16 protein-coding genes and 1 pseudogene are annotated in these 18782 nt (G+C 71.9%); 10 read left to right on the top strand and 7 right to left on the bottom strand.

What is annotated here, in order from left to right; genetic code table 11:
- Positions 1 to 12: 12 nt before the first annotated feature.
- Both ACFYQ5_RS18415 and ACFYQ5_RS18410 read right to left on the bottom strand, forming a co-directional pair.
- A complete protein-coding gene (locus ACFYQ5_RS18415) occupies positions 13 to 2796 on the bottom strand; it encodes an FAD-binding and (Fe-S)-binding domain-containing protein (RefSeq protein ID WP_389198589.1) in 2784 nt (927 codons plus the stop codon).
- Positions 2797 to 2855: 59 nt separating this feature from the next.
- On the bottom strand, positions 2856 to 4622 hold the full coding sequence (locus ACFYQ5_RS18410; RefSeq protein WP_389198587.1) for an LCP family protein: 1767 nt from the start codon (positions 4620 to 4622) through the stop codon (positions 2856 to 2858).
- A 450-nt stretch (positions 4623 to 5072) separates the two neighbouring features.
- On the opposite strand from ACFYQ5_RS18410, the gene ACFYQ5_RS18405 reads away from it, so the two are divergent.
- The 7 genes from ACFYQ5_RS18405 to serC all read left to right on the top strand — a co-directional run bounded on the left by ACFYQ5_RS18405 (position 5073) and on the right by serC (position 11697).
- A complete protein-coding gene (locus tag ACFYQ5_RS18405) occupies positions 5073 to 6602 on the top strand; it encodes an ATP-binding protein (protein WP_389198585.1) in 1530 nt (509 codons plus the stop codon).
- Complete coding sequence (locus ACFYQ5_RS18400; protein WP_389198583.1) at positions 6599 to 7039, top strand: roadblock/LC7 domain-containing protein; 441 nt, start codon at positions 6599 to 6601, stop codon at positions 7037 to 7039. Before ACFYQ5_RS18405 ends, ACFYQ5_RS18400 begins: the two co-directional genes overlap by 4 nt.
- Positions 7036 to 7407, top strand: coding sequence for a DUF742 domain-containing protein (locus tag ACFYQ5_RS18395; RefSeq protein ID WP_389198581.1), 372 nt, complete (start codon positions 7036 to 7038; stop codon positions 7405 to 7407). The genes ACFYQ5_RS18400 and ACFYQ5_RS18395 overlap by 4 nt, the downstream gene beginning before the upstream one ends.
- Entirely contained in the window at positions 7388 to 8047 is a 660-nt protein-coding gene (locus tag ACFYQ5_RS18390) for an ATP/GTP-binding protein (RefSeq protein ID WP_389198579.1), read from the top strand. Before ACFYQ5_RS18395 ends, ACFYQ5_RS18390 begins: the two co-directional genes overlap by 20 nt.
- 11 nt (positions 8048 to 8058) lie before the next feature.
- Positions 8059 to 9279, top strand: a complete 1221-nt coding sequence (locus tag ACFYQ5_RS18385; RefSeq protein WP_389198577.1) for a cytochrome P450 — start codon at positions 8059 to 8061, stop codon at positions 9277 to 9279.
- On the top strand, positions 9276 to 10484 hold the full coding sequence (locus ACFYQ5_RS18380) for a cytochrome P450 (RefSeq protein ID WP_389198575.1): 1209 nt from the start codon (positions 9276 to 9278) through the stop codon (positions 10482 to 10484). Before ACFYQ5_RS18385 ends, ACFYQ5_RS18380 begins: the two co-directional genes overlap by 4 nt.
- A 94-nt stretch (positions 10485 to 10578) precedes the next feature.
- Positions 10579 to 11697 (top strand): phosphoserine transaminase, encoded by a 1119-nt coding sequence (gene serC, locus ACFYQ5_RS18375; protein ID WP_389198574.1) that lies wholly within the window; start codon positions 10579 to 10581, stop codon positions 11695 to 11697.
- Positions 11698 to 11913: 216 nt separating this feature from the next.
- On the opposite strand, the gene ACFYQ5_RS18370 is transcribed toward serC, so the two are convergent.
- From ACFYQ5_RS18370 to ACFYQ5_RS18360, 3 genes and pseudogenes are all read right to left on the bottom strand, one after another.
- Complete coding sequence (locus ACFYQ5_RS18370) at positions 11914 to 12468, bottom strand: GNAT family N-acetyltransferase (RefSeq protein WP_389198572.1); 555 nt, start codon at positions 12466 to 12468, stop codon at positions 11914 to 11916.
- Between the two features lie 20 nt (positions 12469 to 12488).
- Positions 12489 to 13319 (bottom strand): ABC transporter permease, encoded by an 831-nt coding sequence (locus ACFYQ5_RS18365; protein ID WP_389198570.1) that lies wholly within the window; start codon positions 13317 to 13319, stop codon positions 12489 to 12491.
- Positions 13316 to 14307 (bottom strand): annotated as a pseudogene (locus ACFYQ5_RS18360) (ATP-binding cassette domain-containing protein). The gene ACFYQ5_RS18365 and the pseudogene ACFYQ5_RS18360 overlap by 4 nt, the downstream one beginning before the upstream one ends.
- Positions 14308 to 14407: 100 nt before the next feature.
- On the opposite strand from ACFYQ5_RS18360, the gene ACFYQ5_RS18355 reads away from it, so the two are divergent.
- Positions 14408 to 15181, top strand: a complete 774-nt coding sequence (locus tag ACFYQ5_RS18355; RefSeq protein WP_389198568.1) for a TetR/AcrR family transcriptional regulator — start codon at positions 14408 to 14410, stop codon at positions 15179 to 15181.
- Positions 15182 to 15225: 44 nt separating this feature from the next.
- Positions 15226 to 15627 (top strand): PPOX class F420-dependent oxidoreductase, encoded by a 402-nt coding sequence (locus ACFYQ5_RS18350; RefSeq protein ID WP_389198566.1) that lies wholly within the window; start codon positions 15226 to 15228, stop codon positions 15625 to 15627.
- Positions 15628 to 15649: 22 nt separating this feature from the next.
- Here the strand turns inward: ACFYQ5_RS18350 and ACFYQ5_RS18345 are convergent, their stop codons facing one another.
- Complete coding sequence (locus ACFYQ5_RS18345) at positions 15650 to 16633, bottom strand: WD40 repeat domain-containing protein (RefSeq protein ID WP_389198564.1); 984 nt, start codon at positions 16631 to 16633, stop codon at positions 15650 to 15652.
- On the opposite strand from ACFYQ5_RS18345, the gene ACFYQ5_RS18340 reads away from it, so the two are divergent.
- Positions 16632 to 17390: a GDSL-type esterase/lipase family protein gene (locus ACFYQ5_RS18340; protein WP_389198562.1), complete on the top strand. Its 759-nt coding sequence runs from the start codon at positions 16632 to 16634 to the stop codon at positions 17388 to 17390. The genes ACFYQ5_RS18345 and ACFYQ5_RS18340 overlap by 2 nt on opposite strands.
- Before the next feature lie 35 nt (positions 17391 to 17425).
- Here ACFYQ5_RS18340 and ACFYQ5_RS18335 read toward each other — a convergent pair whose 3' ends face one another.
- Positions 17426 to 18706 carry an SUKH-4 family immunity protein gene (locus ACFYQ5_RS18335; protein ID WP_389198747.1) on the bottom strand — a complete coding sequence of 427 codons (1281 nt, stop codon included), beginning with the start codon at positions 18704 to 18706 and terminating at the stop codon, positions 17426 to 17428.
- Positions 18707 to 18782 lie beyond the last annotated feature (76 nt).

Genomic DNA, 18782 nt, shown 5'->3' with positions numbered 1-18782 from the left:
GCCTGCCGCCGTCTACGCGTCGAGCCCCTCCGCGAGCACCTCGGCGAGGTGCCGGGCCCGCCGCCCGGCCAGCTGGTCCAGCTGGGTGCGGCAGGAGAAGCCGTCGGCCAGCAGCTCCGTGCCGGGGTCCGCCGCCCGCACGGAGGGCAGGAGCTGGTCCTCCGCGCAGGCCACCGAGACGTCCCAGTGCCCCTTCTCGAAGCCGAAGTTGCCGGCCAGCCCGCAGCAGCCTCCGCTCAGCTCACCGCTGAGGCCCGCCCTTTCGCGGAGCCTGCGCTCGGCCGCGTCGCCGAACACCGCGTGCTGGTGGCAGTGGGTCTGGCCCGCGATCCGGCGGTCCAGCCGGGGTGGCGTCCAGTCCGGGGCGTACTCCTCCAGGTACTGGGCCAGGGTCCGTACGGAGGCGGCGAGCCGGGCGGCGCGCGGGTCGTCGGGCAGGAGCTCGGGCAGGTCCGTGCGCAGGGCGGCGGCGCAGCTCGGCTCCAGCACGACGAGCGGCTCGCCCAGGGCCGCGCCCATCCGGTCCAGGGTGCGGCGCATGACGGCGCGGGCCGCGTCCAGCCGGCCCGTCGACACGTAGGTGAGGCCGCAGCACACGCCCCGGCCGGGCAGTACGGGCGTACGGCCCGCCGCCTCCAGGACCCGTACGGCCGCCCGGCCGGCCTCGGGTGAGAGGTGGTCGGTGAAGGTGTCCGGCCAGAGCAGGACGGCGGGCCCGTCCCCCCGGGTACGCCGGCGGCGGAACCAGGCGCGGAACGTCTGCCGTGCCAGGACCGGGAGCCCGCGCCGCTGGTCGATGCCGGCGAGCCTCTTGGCGAGGGCTGCGAGCGGACCGATCCGCGCCAGGGCGTTGAGCACCCCGGCGACGGGGGCGGCCGTCCGCAGCCACCGTGGGAGTCCGCCCATCGCGTAGTGCGCGGCGGGGCGCGGCCGGCCCCGGTAGTGCTGGTGGAGGAACTCCGCCTTGTACGTGGCCATGTCGACGCCCACCGGGCAGTCGGTGCGGCAGCCCTTGCAGGACAGGCACAGGTCGAGGGCGTCGCGTACCTCCGTGGAGCGCCAGCCGTCCGTGATCACCTCTCCCGCGAGCATCTCGTGGAGCAGCCGGGCGCGGCCCCGTGTGGAGTGCTCCTCCTCGCCGGTCGCCCGGAAGGAGGGGCACATGACGTCCGGGCCCGCCGTCGCCGTACGGCACTTGGCGACGCCGACGCAGCGGCGTACGGCGGCGGCGAAGTCGCCGCCGTCGTGCGGATAGCCGAAGGCCACGTCCACGGGGCGCCGGGGGAGGACGGCGAAGCGGAGGTTCTCGTCGAGGCGGGCGGGGCGGGCGAGGATGCCCGGGTTCAGGCCGCCGTCGGGGTCCCAGAGGTCCTTGAACCGGGTGAACAGGCCGACCATCTCGTCGCCGTACATCCGGGGCAGCAGCTCGGCCCGCGCCTGTCCGTCGCCGTGTTCACCGCTGAGCGATCCGCCGTGCGCGACGACGAGGCCGGCCTGGTCCTCGGAGAAGCGGCGGAAGCGGGCCACGCCCTGCTCGGTCAGCAGGTCGAAGTCGACGCGTACGTGGATGCAGCCGTCGCCGAAGTGCCCGTACGGGGTGCCGCGCAGGCCGTGCTCGGCGAGCAGGGACCGGAAGTCGCGCAGATACGCGCCGAGGCGGGCGGGCGGCACGGCGCAGTCCTCCCAGCCCGGCCAGGCCTCCGTGCCGTCCGGCATCCGGGTCGCGGTCCCGGCGGCGTCCTCGCGGTTGCGCCACAGGGTCCGCATGCCGGCGGGGTCGGTGACGACGGTGCCGTCCAGGGCGTCGGCGGCACGCAGGATCCGGGTCGCGTGGGCGCGGGCCTCGGCGGGGGTGGCCCCGCCCGTCTCCACGAACAGCCAGGCGGCGCCGCGTGGCAGTCCGGCCGGTTCGCGTACGAGGTCGGCCGCCATGCCCTCGACGGTGAGCGGGCCGTGCGGGAGGAGGCCGGGGGCCGCTTCGGCGGCGGCCGACTCGTCGGCGTACCCGAGGACGGCGAGCGCGCGGGCACCCGGGGTCTCGACCAGGCGGACGGTCGCCTCGGTGACGACGGCCAGGGTCCCCTCGCTGCCGCAGAGGGCGCGGGCCGGGTCGGGGCCGCGTTCGGGGAGCAGCGCGTCGAGGGCGTAGCCGGAGATGCGGCGCGGGAGTTCGGGGAAGCCGGTGCGCAGGAGGGCGAGGTGGGTGGCGGCGAACGCGTGGAGGCCGGGCGGTGCGTCGGGCAGGCCCCGGCCGAGGTGCAGGCTCTCGCCGCCGCCGTACCGGACGACGCGCAGGCTCCGGACGTTGTCGGCGGTGGTGCCCCAGGCCACGGAGTGGGAGCCGCAGGAGTTGTTGCCGATCATTCCGCCGAGCGTGCAGCGGCTGTGGGTGGACGGGTCGGGGCCGAACGTCAGCCCGTACGGGGCGGCGGCGGCCCGCAGGTCGTCCAGGACGACGCCGGGCTGGACGACGGCGGTGCGGGAGGCGGGGTCCAGGGCGGTGATCCGCCGCATGTGGCGGGTGAGGTCCAGGACGACGCCGGTGCCGGTGGCCTGGCCCGCGATGGAGGTACCACCGCCGCGGGGCACGACGGGGGTGGCGTGTTCCCGGCAGACGCGGAGGACTTCCGCGACGTCCGCCGCGTCGCGGGGGGCCACGACGGCGGTGGGGACGCGGCGGTAGTTGGACGCGTCCATGGTCGTCAGGGCTCTGGCGGTCCTGGTGAAGTCCACGTCGCCGCGGACGGCCTGGGCGAGGGCTCGGGTGAGGTCGGGGTGCGGATGCGGGGCGGGCATGGGGCCAGCATGCCGGTCCCGGGTCCGGCGGCCCCGCACGTGGCGCGGGGCCGGCCGGGCTACTTGGCGCAGACCGCCTTGTCCGCTTCCACGCGCTGGATGTCGTCCGGCGCCTTCTCCGGTGCCGAGAGCGGGCTGCCCCCCGTGGTGAAGTCCGGGCCCAGTGTCAGCGTCATCGGGTCCATCGCGCCCGCGTCCGTCGTCGTCGGCTTGAGGGCCGAGGCCGACATGCCCATCATGTCGGCCAGCCGACGGGCCTGGTCCGCCTGGTTGGGGGCGTAGACGAGCTGGGTCTTCTTCACGTCCTCCGGCGCGTTCGCCTGGTTCGTGGACTTCAGCACGCCCTGTTCGTTCTGCAGCCAGTCCAGGGCGTTCTGCGCGGAGCCGGAGGGGGCGCCGCCGTTGTAGACGTCGACCCGCACGTCCGCCGCGTCGGCCATCTCGCCCTTCAGCTTGGCCTGCTCCTTGGCCTTCGCCTCGGCCTTCTCCTGCTTCGCCACCGCGGTGAAGGAGACGTCCTCGCGCATCATCGAGAAGACCTGCGGCGCCTTGGACTCGTCGAGGATGACGGTGGCCTTGTCGTTCGGGTTGTCGAGCACCGGGACCGTGGTGAAGGTGATGTTCTTGGGGTCGACCGACGCCAGCTCCATGCCCAGCTTGCGGAGCTGGTTTATGTCGTCGATCTTGTCGTCGACGGTCAGCGCCTTGGTGGCCGCCTCCGCGAGTGACCACATCTTGGTGGGGCTGGTCAGGGTGTCGCTGGACTTCAGCTTGCGCATCAGCGAGCCCAGGAACTGCTGCTGGATCTCGATGCGGCTCAGGTCGCTGCCGAACCCGACGGAGTGCCGGGTGCGCAGGAAGGCCAGGGCCTGCTCGCCCTGGAGGGTGTGCTCCCCCTGCGACAGCTTGAGGTGGGAGTCCTTGTCGTCGATGTCCTTGGCGAGGCAGACGTCGACGCCACCGACGGCGGCCGTCAGGGACTTGACCGCGTTGAAGTCGGCCACCATGAAGTGGTCGACCTCGATGCCGGTGAGCTCGGTGACGGTGCGCATGGTGCAGCTGGGGGTGCGGTCGGACTGCCCGAGGCTGGTGTTGAAGCGCCCGCCCGGGGTCGCGGGGATGTCCTTCTCCTCCCCGCTCTCCAGTTTCGTCGGGCACATGGGGATGTCCGCTATCAGGTCACGCGGGATGCTCAGCGCGGTCGCGTTCGTACGGTCCTTGGAGACGTGGAAGAGGATGTTGGTGTCGGCGTGGCCGACGCTCCCCGCGTCCCCGTAGCCCTCGTTGCCCTTGCCGGTCCGCTTGTCGGTCCCGATGACGAGGACGTTGATGGCGCGGTCCTTGCTGAAGCCACCGGTGCCCGCCCCGTCGGTGGAGACGGCGGTGATGTTGCCGTTGAAGTGCTGGTACACGAAGTAGCCCGCGGTGCCGACGCCCACCATCAGGAAGGCGAGCGCGCCGCCGGTCCACACCAGGGCCTTCTTCTTACGGGACGTCTGGGGCTTCGCCTTGCGGCGCCCGGTTGCCGCCGGTGCGGCGGCCCGGCTCCCCTGCTTCCGCGTCTCGCCCCGGCCCCCGCGTCCGCCGCCGGCACTCCGGCGCCCGCCACGCTGACCGGGCACGGTGGCCCGGTCGCCGGGCGGCGTCGCCCCGGGCTTCGTCCTGCGGCGCGCTCCGGACGTTCTGACGTCGGATGCACCGGTCGGTGCGGATGATCGCCCTGGGGAGGCACTCAATCGCAGTTCGTAATCACCGGTGTCGGGGTTGAGTACCCACTGGTCTGCGGGGTCGATACCCTCGTCCCGCCCACGGCCTTGCGCGTCCACGGTTGCCTGCGTCCTCCGTCGGGGCCACGCGGCGCCTCCCCCTTCAAGGCGCGCGGTGTGTCTTACGGCAGTGCCGACCTGGCAGGTCGACTGCACCGGAGCGCTCACACTAGCTGGCCACCGGCCCACGGGCGACGATCGTGATAAATCAATCTTCACACAGGGGACATAACACATCATTCACCACTACTCACCCGCCCAGCCCGTCACTTACCCCGGGGGACACCCGCCGCAGAACTCGGCTGGAGTCAGTTCAAGCCGGATTCCATACAGAAGTAGCCACAAGGAATCCCCAAACAAGTCGTCAATTCTCCTATAGTTGCCCTGGCTTGATCAGGAACAATCAACTCCAGTTGTGGCCCTTTCGTCGCCACCACACCTGAATATCCCGATTGCCCCTTTCGTCGCACCTGCCCTTGCCTCCGCACCCGTCCGCCCCGAGGACTCCGATTGCGCCCTTCACTCCGGCCCACCGCATTCGCCCTGCTGATCTCGGCAGCCGTTACCGGTGCCCCGTGCCTGTGGGCCGTCGCCGCCGCGCCCGCCTCGGTACGGGTGCCGCTCGCCTGGGGGGCGGGCACCGCAGCCGTGCTGCTGTGCGTCGCGGTGACCGTCACGGTCCACACGCTCCGCACCGCCCGCAATCTGCGCGCCCTGCGGGCCGCCGACTCCGAGCGCTTCACCGCCGAGACCTCCCGCCTCGTCTCGAACTCCGCCGCCGAGGCCCAGCGCTTCACCGCGGAGACCGCCAGGATCAGAGCGGCCGCCTCCGCCGATGCCGCCCGGGTCACCGCTGAGGCGGACGACCGGGTCGCCCGGGTCACCGTAGAGGCCGCCGAGCAGCACGAGCGGTTCACCGCCGAGACCGCCCGGCTCACCGCCCGCGCCCGGCGGGCCGAGAACGAGCGCTCCGCGGCGATCGCCGCCTCCGCCAACGCCGCCGGCCGGATGCAGGCCCTGGCCACGAGCATGCTGGCCGACCTGCGCGAGATGGAGCACCGGCACACCGCCGAGGACGTGCTCGGTGATCTGCTGCACCTGGACCACCGCACGGCCCAGGCGGGCCGTCTCGCCGACTCCATCGCCGTGCTGACCGGTGCGCGCTCCGGGCGCCGCTGGGCCAAGCCGATCGTCATGGAGTCGATCCTGCGCGGCGCGATGGGCCGTATCAGCGGCTACCAGCGTGTCCGCCTCCACTCGACCAGTGACGTGGCGATCGCGGGCCACGCCGCCGAGGGCGTCATGCACGCCCTGGCCGAGCTCCTCGACAACGCCGCCAACTTCTCGCCGCCCACCGCCGAGGTGCACGTGTACGTCGAGGAGGTCCCGGCGGGCATCGTCCTCACCGTCGAGGACAGCGGCCTGGTGATGAGCGATGTGCAGCTGCGCCGCGCCGAGCGGGCCGTGTCCGCCGAGAGCCAGGACCTCACCGGTATCTCCGGCACCCGGCTCGGCCTCACCGTCGTCGGCCGGCTGGCCAGGAAACACGGCCTCACCGTCTCCTTCCGGCCGTCGGCACGCGGCGGCACGGGCGCGCTGATGATGCTGCCGCAGGAGCTCATCTCCCGTGCGCCCACGCCCGGAGCCCGCCCGGAGCCCGCCCGGCATCCCGAGCCCGAACCGGACCACGCGACGCCGTCCACGGAGAACCGGGCACCGGCCGCCGCGGCGACGGGGTCCCCCCGCCCCGTGTCGCGCACCGACGCCGCGCCGGGGAACGCGGAGCCCGCACCCGGCTACCAGGAGTCCGTGTCCGAATCGACCGGTTCCGTCCCCCAGCTCGGTGAGAGCGGCCTGCCCAAGCGCCGCCGAGGCCGCACCCTGGCCGCCGCCGAAGCCCGTATCGGCAACGCCACCCCCGGCGGAGCCGAATCTCCCCGGCCCCGTACCACCGACCCGAAGGTGCAGGCTGCCCGCTTCAGCACCTTCAGCCAGGCGGTACGAGCCAATTCCCCGCACCCGGAAGGCAACACTCGATGACCGCGACCACGGACGAGAAGCTCAACTGGCTGCTGGAGGGGCTGCTCGACCGCACGCCCGGCGCCCGGCACGCACTGGTCCTGTCCCGGGACGGCCTGAAGCTGTGCCGGACCCCCGAGCTCTCCGTCGACCAGGCGGACCAGCTGGCCGCGATCTCCGCCGGCATCCAGAGCCTGTCGCACGGCGCGTCCATCGAGTTCGGTGACGGCACCGGCGGCGTACGGTCCGCGATGACCGAGTTCTACGGCGGCGTGCTGTTCATCGTCGAGGCGGGCGCGGGCGCCCACCTGGCGGTCGTGGCGGCGGAGGACTCCGACGTCGGCCTCGTCGGCCACAACATGAGCGAACTCGTCGAGCAGCTCGGCGAGTACCTCGTCGCCCCGCCGCGTGGCCCCGCCGCACCCGGCGATACGGCCACGGGAACCGCGGACGTATGACGTCCGTCCCGCGTCCCCGCCCTGGACGCGACGACGACCCGGACCGGCTGTACACCCTCACGGGTGGCCGCAGCCGGTCCGACTCGGCCGCGTTCGACCTGGTGACGCTCGTCGTCGCCGAGTCCGCACCGAGCCCCGGGATGCAGTCGGAGCACGTCGCGATCCTGCGGATGTGCGACAGCCCCACCGCGGTCGTCGAGATCTCGGCCACCCTGAATCTGCCCGTGAGCATCGTCCGCATCATGCTGTGCGACCTGCTCGACACCGGCCGGATCAGCGCCCGCCACCCCCGTACTGCACGTGTCGAGGACCGGCTCCCCGACACCGACATCCTGGAACAGGTGCTCGTTGGACTCCGCAACCTCTGACCGTGCCGCCCTGCAGGCGACAGCCGACAACGGACTGAAGATCGTCGTTGTCGGCGGCTTCGGGGTCGGCAAGACCACCATGGTCCGATCCGTGAGCGAGATCCGTCCGCTCAACACGGAAGAGACCATGACCCGCGCGGGCGAGGCCGTCGACGACCTCGACGGTGTGCAGTCCAAGTCGTCCACCACCGTCGCCTTCGACTTCGGCCGCATCACGCTCGACGCGCGTTCGGTGCTCTATCTCTTCGGGGCGCCCGGACAGGAGCGCTTCTGGTTCCTGTGGGACCGCCTCTTCTCCGGCACCCTGGGCGCCGTCGTCCTCGCCGACACCCGGCGGCTGGCCGACTCCTGGTACGCCATCGACCGGCTGGAGCACCACGGCACGCCGTTCATCGTCGCGTGCAACGACTTCGGCGGACCGCTCCACAGCGAGCAGCAGATCCGCGAGGCCCTCGACCTCTCCCCCGACGTCCCGCTCGTGGAGTGCGACGCACGGGACCGCTCCTCCAGCAAGTACGTCCTGATCACGCTGGTCGAGCACCTCTACGCCCTCTCCGTCGCCCGCGCCGGGGACGCCGACGCGGCCCTCGCCGACGGCGGCCAGGGACCTGCGTCGATGACTCCGGAGCGCACCCTGTGACCAAGTGCCCCATGTCCGAGAACTTCGCCCCGCTGTCCGGGCCGCTCTTCCAGACGGACCCCCTGCGGGCGTACCGGGACATGCGCCGCGACCACGGCCCCGTGGCCCCCGTCGTGCTCGAAGGCGGCATACCCGCGTGGCTGATCATCGGTTACCGGGAGCTGCACCAGGTCACCAACGACCCGGTGCTCTTCAGCCGGGACTCCGAGCTGTGGAACCAGTGGGAACACATCCCGGACGACTGGCCGATGAAGCCGATGATCGGACGCGGCCAGCCGTCGATCCTCTACACGGTCGGTGAGCGGCACACCGTCCGCGCGGCCATGATCAGCAACGCGCTGGAGGCCGTCGACCCGTTCGCTCTCAAGCGGTACGCCGAGGAGTTCGCCGACGAGCTGATCGACCGCTTCTGCGCCGCCGGCCGGACCGACATCATCGCCGACTACGCGGTGCTGCTGCCCGCCCGGGTGCTGGCGAGGATCTTCGGATTCGGCGACGAGGTCATCGCCCCCCTCGTCGGCGCGATCAACGACCTGGTCAACGGCAACGAGAGGGCCTTCGCCGGCGTACAGTTCCTCGGCTCGTCCATGCACCAGCTCCTCACAGACAAGCACGCCGAGCCCGGCGACGACGTCGTGACCCGGATGCTCCAGGACCCGAGCGGCTTCACCGACGAGGAGATCATCGAGGACCTCATGGTGATGATGACCGCCGGCCACCAGCCGACCGCCGACTGGATGGGCAACTCGCTGCGGCTGATGCTCACCGACGACCGCTTCGCCGCGTCCCTGTCCGGTGGCCGGCACAGCGTCGCCGAGGCCATGAACGAGGTGCTCTGGGAGGACCCCCCCACCCAGAACGTGGCCGGCCGCTGGGCGTCCCGCGACACCCACCTCGGCGGACGTCACATCCGCGCCGGTGATCTGCTGGTCCTCGGTGTCGCCGCCGCGAACAGCGACCCGCAGATACGCACCGACGGCTCCGCCCTGACCGGTGGCAACAACGCGTTCCTCTCCTTCGGCCACGGCGAGCACCGCTGCCCGTTCCCCGCCCAGGAGACCGCCGAGGTCATCGCCCGTACGGGGATCGAGGTCCTCCTGGACCGGCTCCCGGACGTGGATCTCGCCGTCCCGGCGGACCAGTTGGTCCCGCGCCCGTCCCCGTGGCTGCGCGGGCTGACGGACCTGCCGGTGCGCTTCACGCCCACCCCCGCACTCGGAGGCCAGAAATGACCCGGATCGCCCTCGATCCCCTCGTCGCCGACCTCGACGCCGAGAGCGCCGCGCTGCGCGCCGCCGGCCCGCTGGCCGAAGTGGAGCTCCCCGGCGGGGTGAGGTGCTACGCGGTGACGCACCACGCCGAGGCCCGCCAGCTGCTCACCGACAGCCGTGTGGTCAAGGACATCAACGTCTGGAACGCCTGGCAGCGCGGCGAGATCCCGATGGACTGGCCGCTGATCGGTCTCGTCAACCCGGGCCGCTCGATGCTGACCGTGGACGGCGCCGAGCACCGCAGGCTGCGCAGCCTGATCGCGCAGGCGCTGACGGTGAAGCGGGTGGAGCGGCTGCGGTCCGGCATCGAGGCCCTGACGAACGCCTCCCTGGACCGGCTGGCGGCGCTGCCCAAGGGCGAGACCGTCGACCTGAAGGCGGAGTTCGCCTACCCGCTGCCGATGAACGTCATCAGCGAGCTGATGGGCGTGGACGCGGCCGACCACCCCCTGCTCAAGGAGCTGTTCGAGAAGTTCTTCTCGACGCAGACCCCGCCGGAGGAGGTCCCGCAGCTGATGGCGGACCTCGGCGCCCACTTCACGAAGATCGTCGACGGCAAGCGGGCGAACCCGGGCGACGACCTGACCAGCGCCCTGATCGCGGCCTCCGAGGACGGCGACCACCTCAGCGACGAGGAGATCGTCAACACGCTGTCGCTGATCATCGCGGCCGGTCACGAGACCACGATCAGCCTGGTCGTCAATGTCGTCGAGGCACTCCAGACCCACCCCGAGCAGCGCGAGCGCGTGCTGAGCGGTGAGGTGCCGTGGGAGAACGTCATCGAGGAGACCCTGCGCTGGAACACCCCGGCCACGCACGTCCTGATCCGTTTCGCGACCGAGGACATCGAGGTCGGCGACAAGGTCCTGCCGAAGGGCGAGGCCCTGATCGTCTCCTTCGGCGCGCTGGGCCGTGACGAGGCGCAGTACGGACCGACCGCCGGTGCGTTCGACATCACCCGCTCCCCGAACCGCCACATCGCCTTCGGCCACGGTCCGCACGTCTGCCCGGGCGCCGCGCTGTCCCGGCTGGAGGCGGGGGTCGCGCTGCCCGCGCTGTACGAGCGCTTCCCCGGCCTCGACCTCGCCGTACCGGCCTCCGCACTGCGGAACAAGCCGATCCTGACCCAGAACGACCTGCACGAGCTCCCGGTCGACCTGGGCTGATCCGGGCCCGCACCGGTCGCCCACGATCCGGAGCATGCGTCTCATCCGACGGACACGGCCCCCGACCGCTTCCGGAGGGACTACGCTCCGGATCGTGGCTGACATCCAGATTCCCGCAGACCTCAAGCCCGCCGACGGACGTTTCGGCGCCGGCCCCTCCAAGGTGCGGACGGAGGCGGTCGACGCGCTGGCCGCGACCGGCACCTCTCTTCTCGGTACCTCCCACCGCCAGGCCCCGGTCAAGAACCTGGTCGGCGAGGTACGCGACGGCGTGCGCAGCCTCTTCTCCCTCCCCGAGGGATACGAGGTCATCCTGGGCAACGGCGGCTCCACCGCCTTCTGGGACGTCGCTACGCACGGTCTGATCGAGAACAAGTCCCAGCACCTGAACTTCGGCGAGTTCTCCTCGAAGTTCGCGAAGGCCGCCAAGCTCGCCCCGTGGCTGGCCGACCCGACCGTCATCGCCTCGGACCCGGGCACCCACCCGGACCCGCAGGCCGAGGCGGGCGTCGACGTCTACGCCTTCACCCACAACGAGACCTCGACGGGTGTCGCCGCCCCGGTCAAGCGGGTCGCGGGCGCCGACGAGGGCTCCCTCGTCCTCGTGGACGCCACCTCCGGCGCGGGCGGCCTGCCGGTCGACATCACCGAGACGGACGTCTACTACTTCGCCCCGCAGAAGTCCTTCGCCTCCGACGGCGGCCTGTGGATCGGCGTGTTCTCGCCCGCCGCCCTGGACCGCGCCGCGCGCGTCCACGCCTCGGGCCGGCACGTCCCGGAGTTCTTCTCGCTGCCCACGGCGATCGACAACTCCCTGAAGAACCAGACGTACAACACCCCGGCGCTGGCCACCCTCTTCCTGCTGAACGAGCAGCTGAAGTGGATGAACACCCAGGGCGGCCTGGACTTCACGACCGGCCGCACGGCCGCGTCCTCGCAGCACCTGTACGGCTGGGCCGAGGAGTCCAAGTACGCCACCCCGTTCGTCACCGACCCGGCGAAGCGCTCGCAGGTCATCGGCACCATCGACTTCGAGGACGGCGTCGACGCGGCGGCGGTCGCCAAGGTGCTCCGCGCCAACGGCATCGTCGACACGGAGCCGTACCGCAAGCTGGGCCGCAACCAGCTGCGCGTCGCGATGTTCCCGGCGATCGACCCGGCGGACGTCCAGGCGCTCACCGCCTGCATCGACTACGTGATCGACAAGCTCTGACGCTCACACCTCAGGTACGGCCCCGCACACCTCGGTGTGCGGGGCCGTACCTGCTTCACCGGCAGGGTGATGATGCGTCTGCGGGACAAGCGGGCTACTCCGCCCTGACGGTGATGTTCTCGACACCAGCCTGTCCAGGAGGGCCCGCCATGTCTGCAGCCGCGACCTGCGCAACAACGTGGCCGGGAATGCCCGCCCTGTCGTGATCCGCGACGATCAGAGACCTTGCCCGGAGCCCGCCTCCCGGCCCGGCGCACCCTCCCGGACCGCGTCCAGGCGCCAACGCACCTCGCCGTCCACCTGCTCGCCGGTCGGCCGCAGTCCCGCAGCCGCGGCCACGGCGGCGGACGCGGCGTGGTCCGGGTGGACGTGGGCGACGACGGTCCGGACGGAGCCCCGGTCCAGCAGGTGCCGGACCAGGCCCCTCGCCCCCTCCTTCGCGTATCCCCTCCCCTGCCACCGGGTCCCGACCACCCAGGCCACCACCGCCCGCTCCCCGCGCACGGTGGCCTGGACGTAACCGGCCAGGCTCCCGTCGCCGCGCACCCGGAGCACCCAGTTCCACCAGAGTTCGGCGGGGTCGGGCGAGCCGGCGCGCCGGCGCTCGTAGCGGGCACGCAGGGTGTCGGCGTCCTCCGGGGCGCCTCCCGTGTAGGCGTGGAGGGCGGGGTCGAAGAGGACCACGGCCATTTCCTCCGCGTGTGCGACCTCGAGCGGGAGCGCGTCCAGGCGGGAGGTGGAGAAAGGCTCGGGGGCCCCGTCGACCTGCATACGGCGGAGCCTACGCGGCGTCAGCGGCTGAGCCGCTGGAACCTGCGCACCGCGAGGGGCAGGAACACCAGGGTGATCACCAGCGGCCACACCAGCGCCATCAGCAGCGCGTGCTCCTCGACCCAGGTGCCCCCGCTCGCCACCGGGTTGCCGAACAGCTGCCGGACGGCGGTGACCGTGGAGGAGACCGGGTTCCAGGCGGCGACCGCGCCCAGCCAGTCAGGCATGAGAGAGGGGGCGACCATCGCGCTGGAGATCATCGTGACGGGGAAGGCGATCGCGTACAGACCGCCCGCCGATTCCGCGTTCGGGACGAGCAGCCCCAGCCAGACTCCCACCCAGATCAGGCTGAACCGCAGCAGCAGGAGCAGCCCGAACGCCCCCACGGCTTCCAGCGGGCCGCCGTCCGCCCGCCAGCCGATCGCGAATGCGGTGGCCGCCAGGATCACCAGCTCGGCGCAGGCGACCACGAGGTCCGCGCCCCCGCGGCCGGCGGTGACGGCGGACGGGGCCATCGGCATCGACCGGAAGCGGTCGACGACCCCCTTGCCGGCGTCGGTGACCACGGCCATGGCGGTGTTCATGAAGCCCAGCGTCATGGTCGTGGCGAACATGCCGGGCATCAGGAACTCTCGGTAGTCGCCACCCCCGGGCACCTTCATCGCACTGCCGAAGACGTAGCCGTAGAGCAGCACGGAGATGATCGGGAAACCGAGCTGCCAGACGATCGCGAGGGGCTGCCGCTGGTAGTGGGTGAGGCTGCGGCGGGTGACGTTCCAGCAGTCGGCGAGCGTCCAGTACGCGCGGCTCCGCTCGCGGCCGGTGGTGGCATGCAGTCCGAGTGCGGTCATGCCGCGACCTCCGTTCCGGTGACGGCTTCCGCTCCGTGGCCCGTCAGACGCAGGAACACGTCGTCCAGGCTCGGTCGGCGCAGTCCGACGTCCTCCACCGCGATCCCCTGGTCCTGAAGTGCCCGCGCGACCTCGGTCAGCGCGGCCACCCGGTCGGCGACCTGGGCGTGCACGCGACGGTCCGGCGTGTCCGTCACCACCAGCCCTCCGCCCGCCACCCGGTCCACGGCCTTCGCCACTGCCGGGAGGTCGGCCGCCTCGGCGGCGACGACCTCGATCCGGTCACCGCCGACCCGGTCCTTGAGCCCGTCCGGGCTGTCATCGGCGATGGCCCGCCCCCGGTCGATGACGGTGATGTGCGAGGCGAGCCTGTCCGCCTCGTCGAGGTACTGCGTGGTCAGCAGCACCGTCGTACCGCCGGCCACGAGCGCCTGTACGGCGGCCCAGACCTCGCCGCGGCCACGCGGGTCGAGTCCCGTCGTCGGCTCGTCCAGGAACAGCACGGCGGGCGCGAGGATCATCGAGGCGGCCAGGTCGAGCCGGCGCCGCATCCCTCCGCTGTACTCCGCGACGCCCCTGCCCCCGGCGTCCACCAGGTCGAACTGCTCCAGCAGCTCTCCGGCACGCCGCCGGGCCCCGCCGCCCAGGTGGAAGAGTCGGCCGAACATCTCCAGGTTCTGCCGGCCCGTGAGCACCTCGTCCACGGCGGCGTACTGCCCGGCGAGGCCGATCCGGCTCCGTACCCGCTGCGGCTCGCGCGCCACGTCCAGGCCGGCGACCTCCGCCCGGCCTCCGTCGAACCGCAGCAGGGTGGCGAGCACCCGCACGGCGGTGGTCTTCCCTGCACCGTTCGGTCCGAGCAGCCCGTGCACGGTTCCGGGACGGACGGCCAGGTCGAAGCCGTCGAGCGCGCGTTTCTCTGCCCCCTTCTTCGCCCCGTACCGCTTCACGACCCTTTCGGCAGCACGGCATATCCGGATGCGGACATGGCGTTCACTCCCCTTCCCTTCACCCCTACAACTGGGTACACCGTACCCGATTGCGAGTACGGTGTACCCAGTTTTACGGCGGAGGCTTACCCTGAGGCCATGACGAAGAGCGAACCGGCAGGCGGCACCACCACGGGGAGCGGCGACATCGCCCGCAGCCTGGAACTCCTCTGGGGCACCGGCGAACGACCCAGCCGTGGCCCCAAGCCGGGCCTCACGCTCGACCGGATCGTCGCCACGGCCGTCGGGATCGCCGACGCGGAGGGCCTGGACGCCCTCTCGATGCGCCGGCTGTCCACCGAGCTCGGCACCGGCACGATGACGCTCTACCGCTACGTCCCCGGCAAGGCCGAACTGCTCGACCTGATGCTCGACCGCGTCCAGGGCGAACCGCTCACCATGGACGCCTCGGGGGTGCCGGACGACTGGCGGACAGCCATCGACGTCATGGCCCACACCTACCGGGCCACCCTTCACGCCCACCCCTGGCTCCTCAAGATCAACCAGGCGCGCACGGTCCTCGGCCCGAGTGCCCTCCGCGGCCTCGAACTGGCGCTGACCGGGCTCCGGGGGATGGGCCTCACCGACCCCGAGCTGATCAGCGTGATCATCACGGTGAACAGCTTCGTCGAGGGTCTGGCCCGCACCGAGAACCACGCCGCGGAAGCCGCGCGGGACACGGGCCTGAGCGACGCCGCCTTCTGGGAGGGCCAGCACCCCTACCTGGAGCGGGCCATGCTGAGCGGCGACTATCCGCGCATGGCCGCCCTCTCGGAGGACGCGTTCGGGCCCGGCTTCGACCATTTCGCGTTCGGCCTCGCCCGCATCGTCGACGGCCTCGGGGCCCTGGTCCGGCAGCGCGCTGGACAATGACCCGAAAAGCACGGATCGCCCCGGTTTCATGCACCATGGAATACATGGAGACGATCCGTGAGCTAGAGCCTTTCGTGAAGCAGTACACCGTCCTGCTCAGCAGCCGCAGGCCGGACGGATCAGCTGCCCGCACCCCCGTCAGCATCGCCGTGGAGGGGGACCACGCCTATATCCGTACGTTCTCCTCGGCCTGGAAGGTCGACCGGATGCGCAACCACCCGGTGGTGGAGATCGCCCCCTGCACCGTGCGCGGCGCGCCGACCGGGCCGCCGGTGAAGGCCTGGGCGCGGCTCCTGCCGCAGGGCTCGAAGGAGAACACCCACGCCGCCCGGACGCTCTCCCGGAAGTACCCCGCGCTCCACGGCGTGGCGGTCCCGCTCACCCACCGGCTGAAGCGTGACCGCACGCTCCATTACGAGCTGCGGCCGGTCACCGACGACATCTGAGCGAGCCGGGCGGACGAGGTCCTCACCCGCGGCGGCGCTTGGCCGCGAGCAGGGCCAGCACGATCACGACGACCGCCACGGCGCCCCCGGTAGCCGTGCCCTTCGTCGCTCCCCCGTCCTCGCCGTCGCCCCCGGGCGACGTCCCGCCGCCCCCGCCGTTCGGCGAGGACTCCTTGCCGCCGCCCTCCACCTCCACGCGCACCACTTCGCTGTGCTCCCCCTCGGAGCCGAACATCATCGCGGAGCCGTCCGCCGTGTACGTCACCGACTCGGACTGGCCCTGGAGCGGCACGCTCACCGCACGGTCGGCACCGAGCCGGCCGTCCTCGAAGGCGTAGCCCCGGGCGCTGAAGTACGAGCGCAGCACCAGGTTTTCGCCGTCCGGCGAGAACGCCCCGTCCGTCACCCACGGCACCTCGCCCACGCGCCGGAAGACATTGGACCCACCGGCCGTCAGCTTCTCCGGACCCTCGTAGAGACCGCCGCCGTCCTCGTTCTTCGAGGCGATGTACACCCGCCCGGTCCGGGGGTGGACCATCATCGCCTCGGCGTTGCGCGCCCCGTCCGCGTACGTCACGTCGAACTGTGTCGCCCGCACCGTGGCGTTCGCGAGCCGCTCCGGCTCGGGGAAGCGGTAGATCCAGACGTGGTCCCAGGAGCCGTCGAGGTTGTCGCCGATGTCCCCGACGTACAGATTCCCGTCGGGCCCGATCGAGATCGCCTCCACGTCGCGGGGCTCCCCCACACCCTCCATGGTGATCGTCGCCACGGTCCTCCCGGTCCGGGAGTCGACGGCGTAGACGTACGGCCCGTCCTCGCTGTCGTTGTGTGTCCAGTAGACCCCCGGGTGGATCCGGCTGGCGGCGAGCCCGCTCGACTCGGTGATCCGGGAGTCCTCGATCGTGAAGGTCCGGTCCGCCCCGTCCCCGTCGTCCGCGACGGCGGGCACCGCCCCCGTCAGGAGCAGGAGGGCGGCGGCAGCGGAGACGGTCAGCAGCGATCTCATGGCACAAGTGTCCACCGTCACGTCGCAGGCCGGAGCGGTGATCGGCCATGATGTCGCCATGCGTTTTCTCTTCGTCGGCGACTCCATGACCATCGGGCGTCGCGGCGACTTCACCTGGCGTTACCGCATGTGGCAGCACCTCGAAGCGACCCTCGGCGACGGCGGGTACGCGATCACGGGCCCGCGCACCACGCTGTACGACACCGAGGCGAATGCCCCGTGCTCCCACGCCTACGGCGACGCCACCTTCCCCGCGCCCGCGCGCCGGCACCTGGCCGGCTGGGGCGAGGGCTGGCTCCACATGGCCCCCGTCATCGCGGACACGGTCACGGCGGCCCGCGCCGACGTCCTGCTGGTCTCACTCGGCCTGATAGACCTCGGCTTCTACACGGACAGCACGCAGACAGCCGCGAACGTACGGGCGTTCATCACCGCGGCCCGCACCGCGAACCCCCGGATCAAGCTGGTGCTGCTCCCCGTCATACCGAACGTCCGGGCGGAGTCCGACGCCCCCTTCGCCGCCGAGTGCGACCGCTTCAACACGCTGCTCGCGAAGGCGGTCGCCGACCTGGACGCCCCCTCGTCCCCGGTCCTGCTGGCCTCGCACCCCGTGGGCTACGACATCCACACGGACACCTACGACGGCACCCACCCCGGCCCCACCGGCGAACACAAACTGGCCGGTGCCTTCGCCCACGCGATGCACACGGCCTGGGGCGTGGGCGGCCCGTACGCGGGAGCGCTGGCGGCGGCCTGATCCCCGTGGGCCTCGCGGTCACGGGGCCCACGGGGTCACAGCACGCCCCCCGCCTCGTCGTGGAACACCTCCGGCCAGTACCGGTAGTCGTCGTGCCCGGCCGCGGGCAGGCAGGCGATCGGGTCGGCCGAGGCGAGCACGGCCACCATCGTGTCGGCGAGCTCGTGGTAGAACTCCCCCGTACTGCCCATCAGGTCGTGTTCCTCCTCCAGCTTCTGCTGCCGGCTGTGCATCCAGACCGTGAAGGCCAGGGTCGACACGTCGGCGTTGACCGGGGTCACCGTCTCGTCGTCGATCAGCGCGTAGTGGACCATGCCCGTACGGCCGTCGACGAGGGCGTCGAAGTCGTGCATCAGACCGCCGACGACCAGCAGGCGGTCCGATCCTTCCGGCAGCTCCCCGGTGAGCTGGAGGTGCTGCAGCTCGGGATTGGCCCGGATCTCCGCACGGTGGACAGCCAACGTCTTCAGGATGTCCCCGGGTTCGTCCAGCCAGAACATCAGCCCGTGCCGAGGCAGTCCGACCTCGGCCAGAAATCGCCGGGTCGGCTCGTGCTCCAGCTCCTCGGGCAGATCGGCCCGGGCGATCCGGACGACCTCCTCCGCGCCGAACTCCGCCTCGATGAAGTCCGCCGGCAGATCGAGCCGCAGTCCCCTGCCCGGCGCCGCGATCAGGGCCATGGGCCGGAACAGCGAGGCGATCCGCCAGACCGACGGCACCTCGCCGTCCCACTCCACGTCCCCCCATCCGTCCTCGCCCCAGTCCTCCTGCGTGAAGACGGAGAGCAGGAGCGCCGAGGCCTCCTCGACGACCTGGGCGCCGGTGCGGCCCCGCAGAGGCGTGAACCGGCCGCTCAGCGCGCCGAATTCGGCGATGGCCGTCAGGAAGCGCGCGAGCGCGTCGATCGAGGGGGCGAGCGGGTGGAGCTCGGCGTGCTCGGGGGCGTACATGCTCAGGCTGAAGACCCGGCCCGTCTCCCCGTCGACCACGACCGCCTGTGCCTCGCCCCCGTCGACCAGCAGATGCCCGACCACCACGGTGCCCGCTGTGCGCGGATCGAGGTCGCCCGGGTCGTACTCCTCGTCGACCAGGTCAGCAGCCGTGATCATGCGTGCCCCGGCGAGGTGGGGAAAGCGCATGGTCTCGTGCGCGCCCGACAGCACGCCGTCGATGAGCGCCCGCCGTGTCGCCGCGTGCGTGATGCCCGGGTGGATGGACTCCTCCGGTACCGCCATGGCCGTCCCCGTCATGCCCCAACCCCCACAGTGCGTCGTCCGTGCGTCCTTGCCGATGACGTCCACGGTAGGGACGACCACTGACAACGGGACCCGCTCCTCGCGCCGGACGGAGCCCCGGGCCGGAACCGGATCGAGGGACCTCGCGTCATCGTCA

It is taken from the genome of Streptomyces sp. NPDC005794 (genome assembly GCF_042871445.1).
In the GTDB taxonomy this organism is placed as follows: domain Bacteria; phylum Actinomycetota; class Actinomycetes; order Streptomycetales; family Streptomycetaceae; genus Streptomyces.
The sequence above is the reverse complement of the archived record's forward strand: the minus strand, read 5'-3'. Positions and strand labels throughout refer to the sequence as shown.

Excerpts from the sequence above, each read along its gene's own strand:
- ACFYQ5_RS18415 (WP_389198589.1), bottom strand. The coding sequence starts at position 2,796 with ATGCCCGCCCCGCATCCGCACCCCGACCTCACCCGAGCCCTCGCCCAG.
- ACFYQ5_RS18400 (WP_389198583.1), top strand. The coding sequence starts at position 6,599 with ATGACCGCGACCACGGACGAGAAGCTCAACTGGCTGCTGGAGGGGCTG.
- ACFYQ5_RS18395 (WP_389198581.1), top strand. The coding sequence starts at position 7,036 with ATGACGTCCGTCCCGCGTCCCCGCCCTGGACGCGACGACGACCCGGAC.
- ACFYQ5_RS18385 (WP_389198577.1), top strand. The coding sequence starts at position 8,059 with ATGTCCGAGAACTTCGCCCCGCTGTCCGGGCCGCTCTTCCAGACGGAC.
- ACFYQ5_RS18380 (WP_389198575.1), top strand. The coding sequence starts at position 9,276 with ATGACCCGGATCGCCCTCGATCCCCTCGTCGCCGACCTCGACGCCGAG.
- ACFYQ5_RS18370 (WP_389198572.1), bottom strand. The coding sequence starts at position 12,468 with ATGCAGGTCGACGGGGCCCCCGAGCCTTTCTCCACCTCCCGCCTGGAC.
- ACFYQ5_RS18365 (WP_389198570.1), bottom strand. The coding sequence starts at position 13,319 with ATGACCGCACTCGGACTGCATGCCACCACCGGCCGCGAGCGGAGCCGC.
- ACFYQ5_RS18355 (WP_389198568.1), top strand. The coding sequence starts at position 14,408 with ATGACGAAGAGCGAACCGGCAGGCGGCACCACCACGGGGAGCGGCGAC.
- ACFYQ5_RS18350 (WP_389198566.1), top strand. The coding sequence starts at position 15,226 with ATGGAGACGATCCGTGAGCTAGAGCCTTTCGTGAAGCAGTACACCGTC.
- ACFYQ5_RS18340 (WP_389198562.1), top strand. The coding sequence starts at position 16,632 with ATGGCACAAGTGTCCACCGTCACGTCGCAGGCCGGAGCGGTGATCGGC.
- ACFYQ5_RS18345 (WP_389198564.1), bottom strand. The coding sequence starts at position 16,633 with ATGAGATCGCTGCTGACCGTCTCCGCTGCCGCCGCCCTCCTGCTCCTG.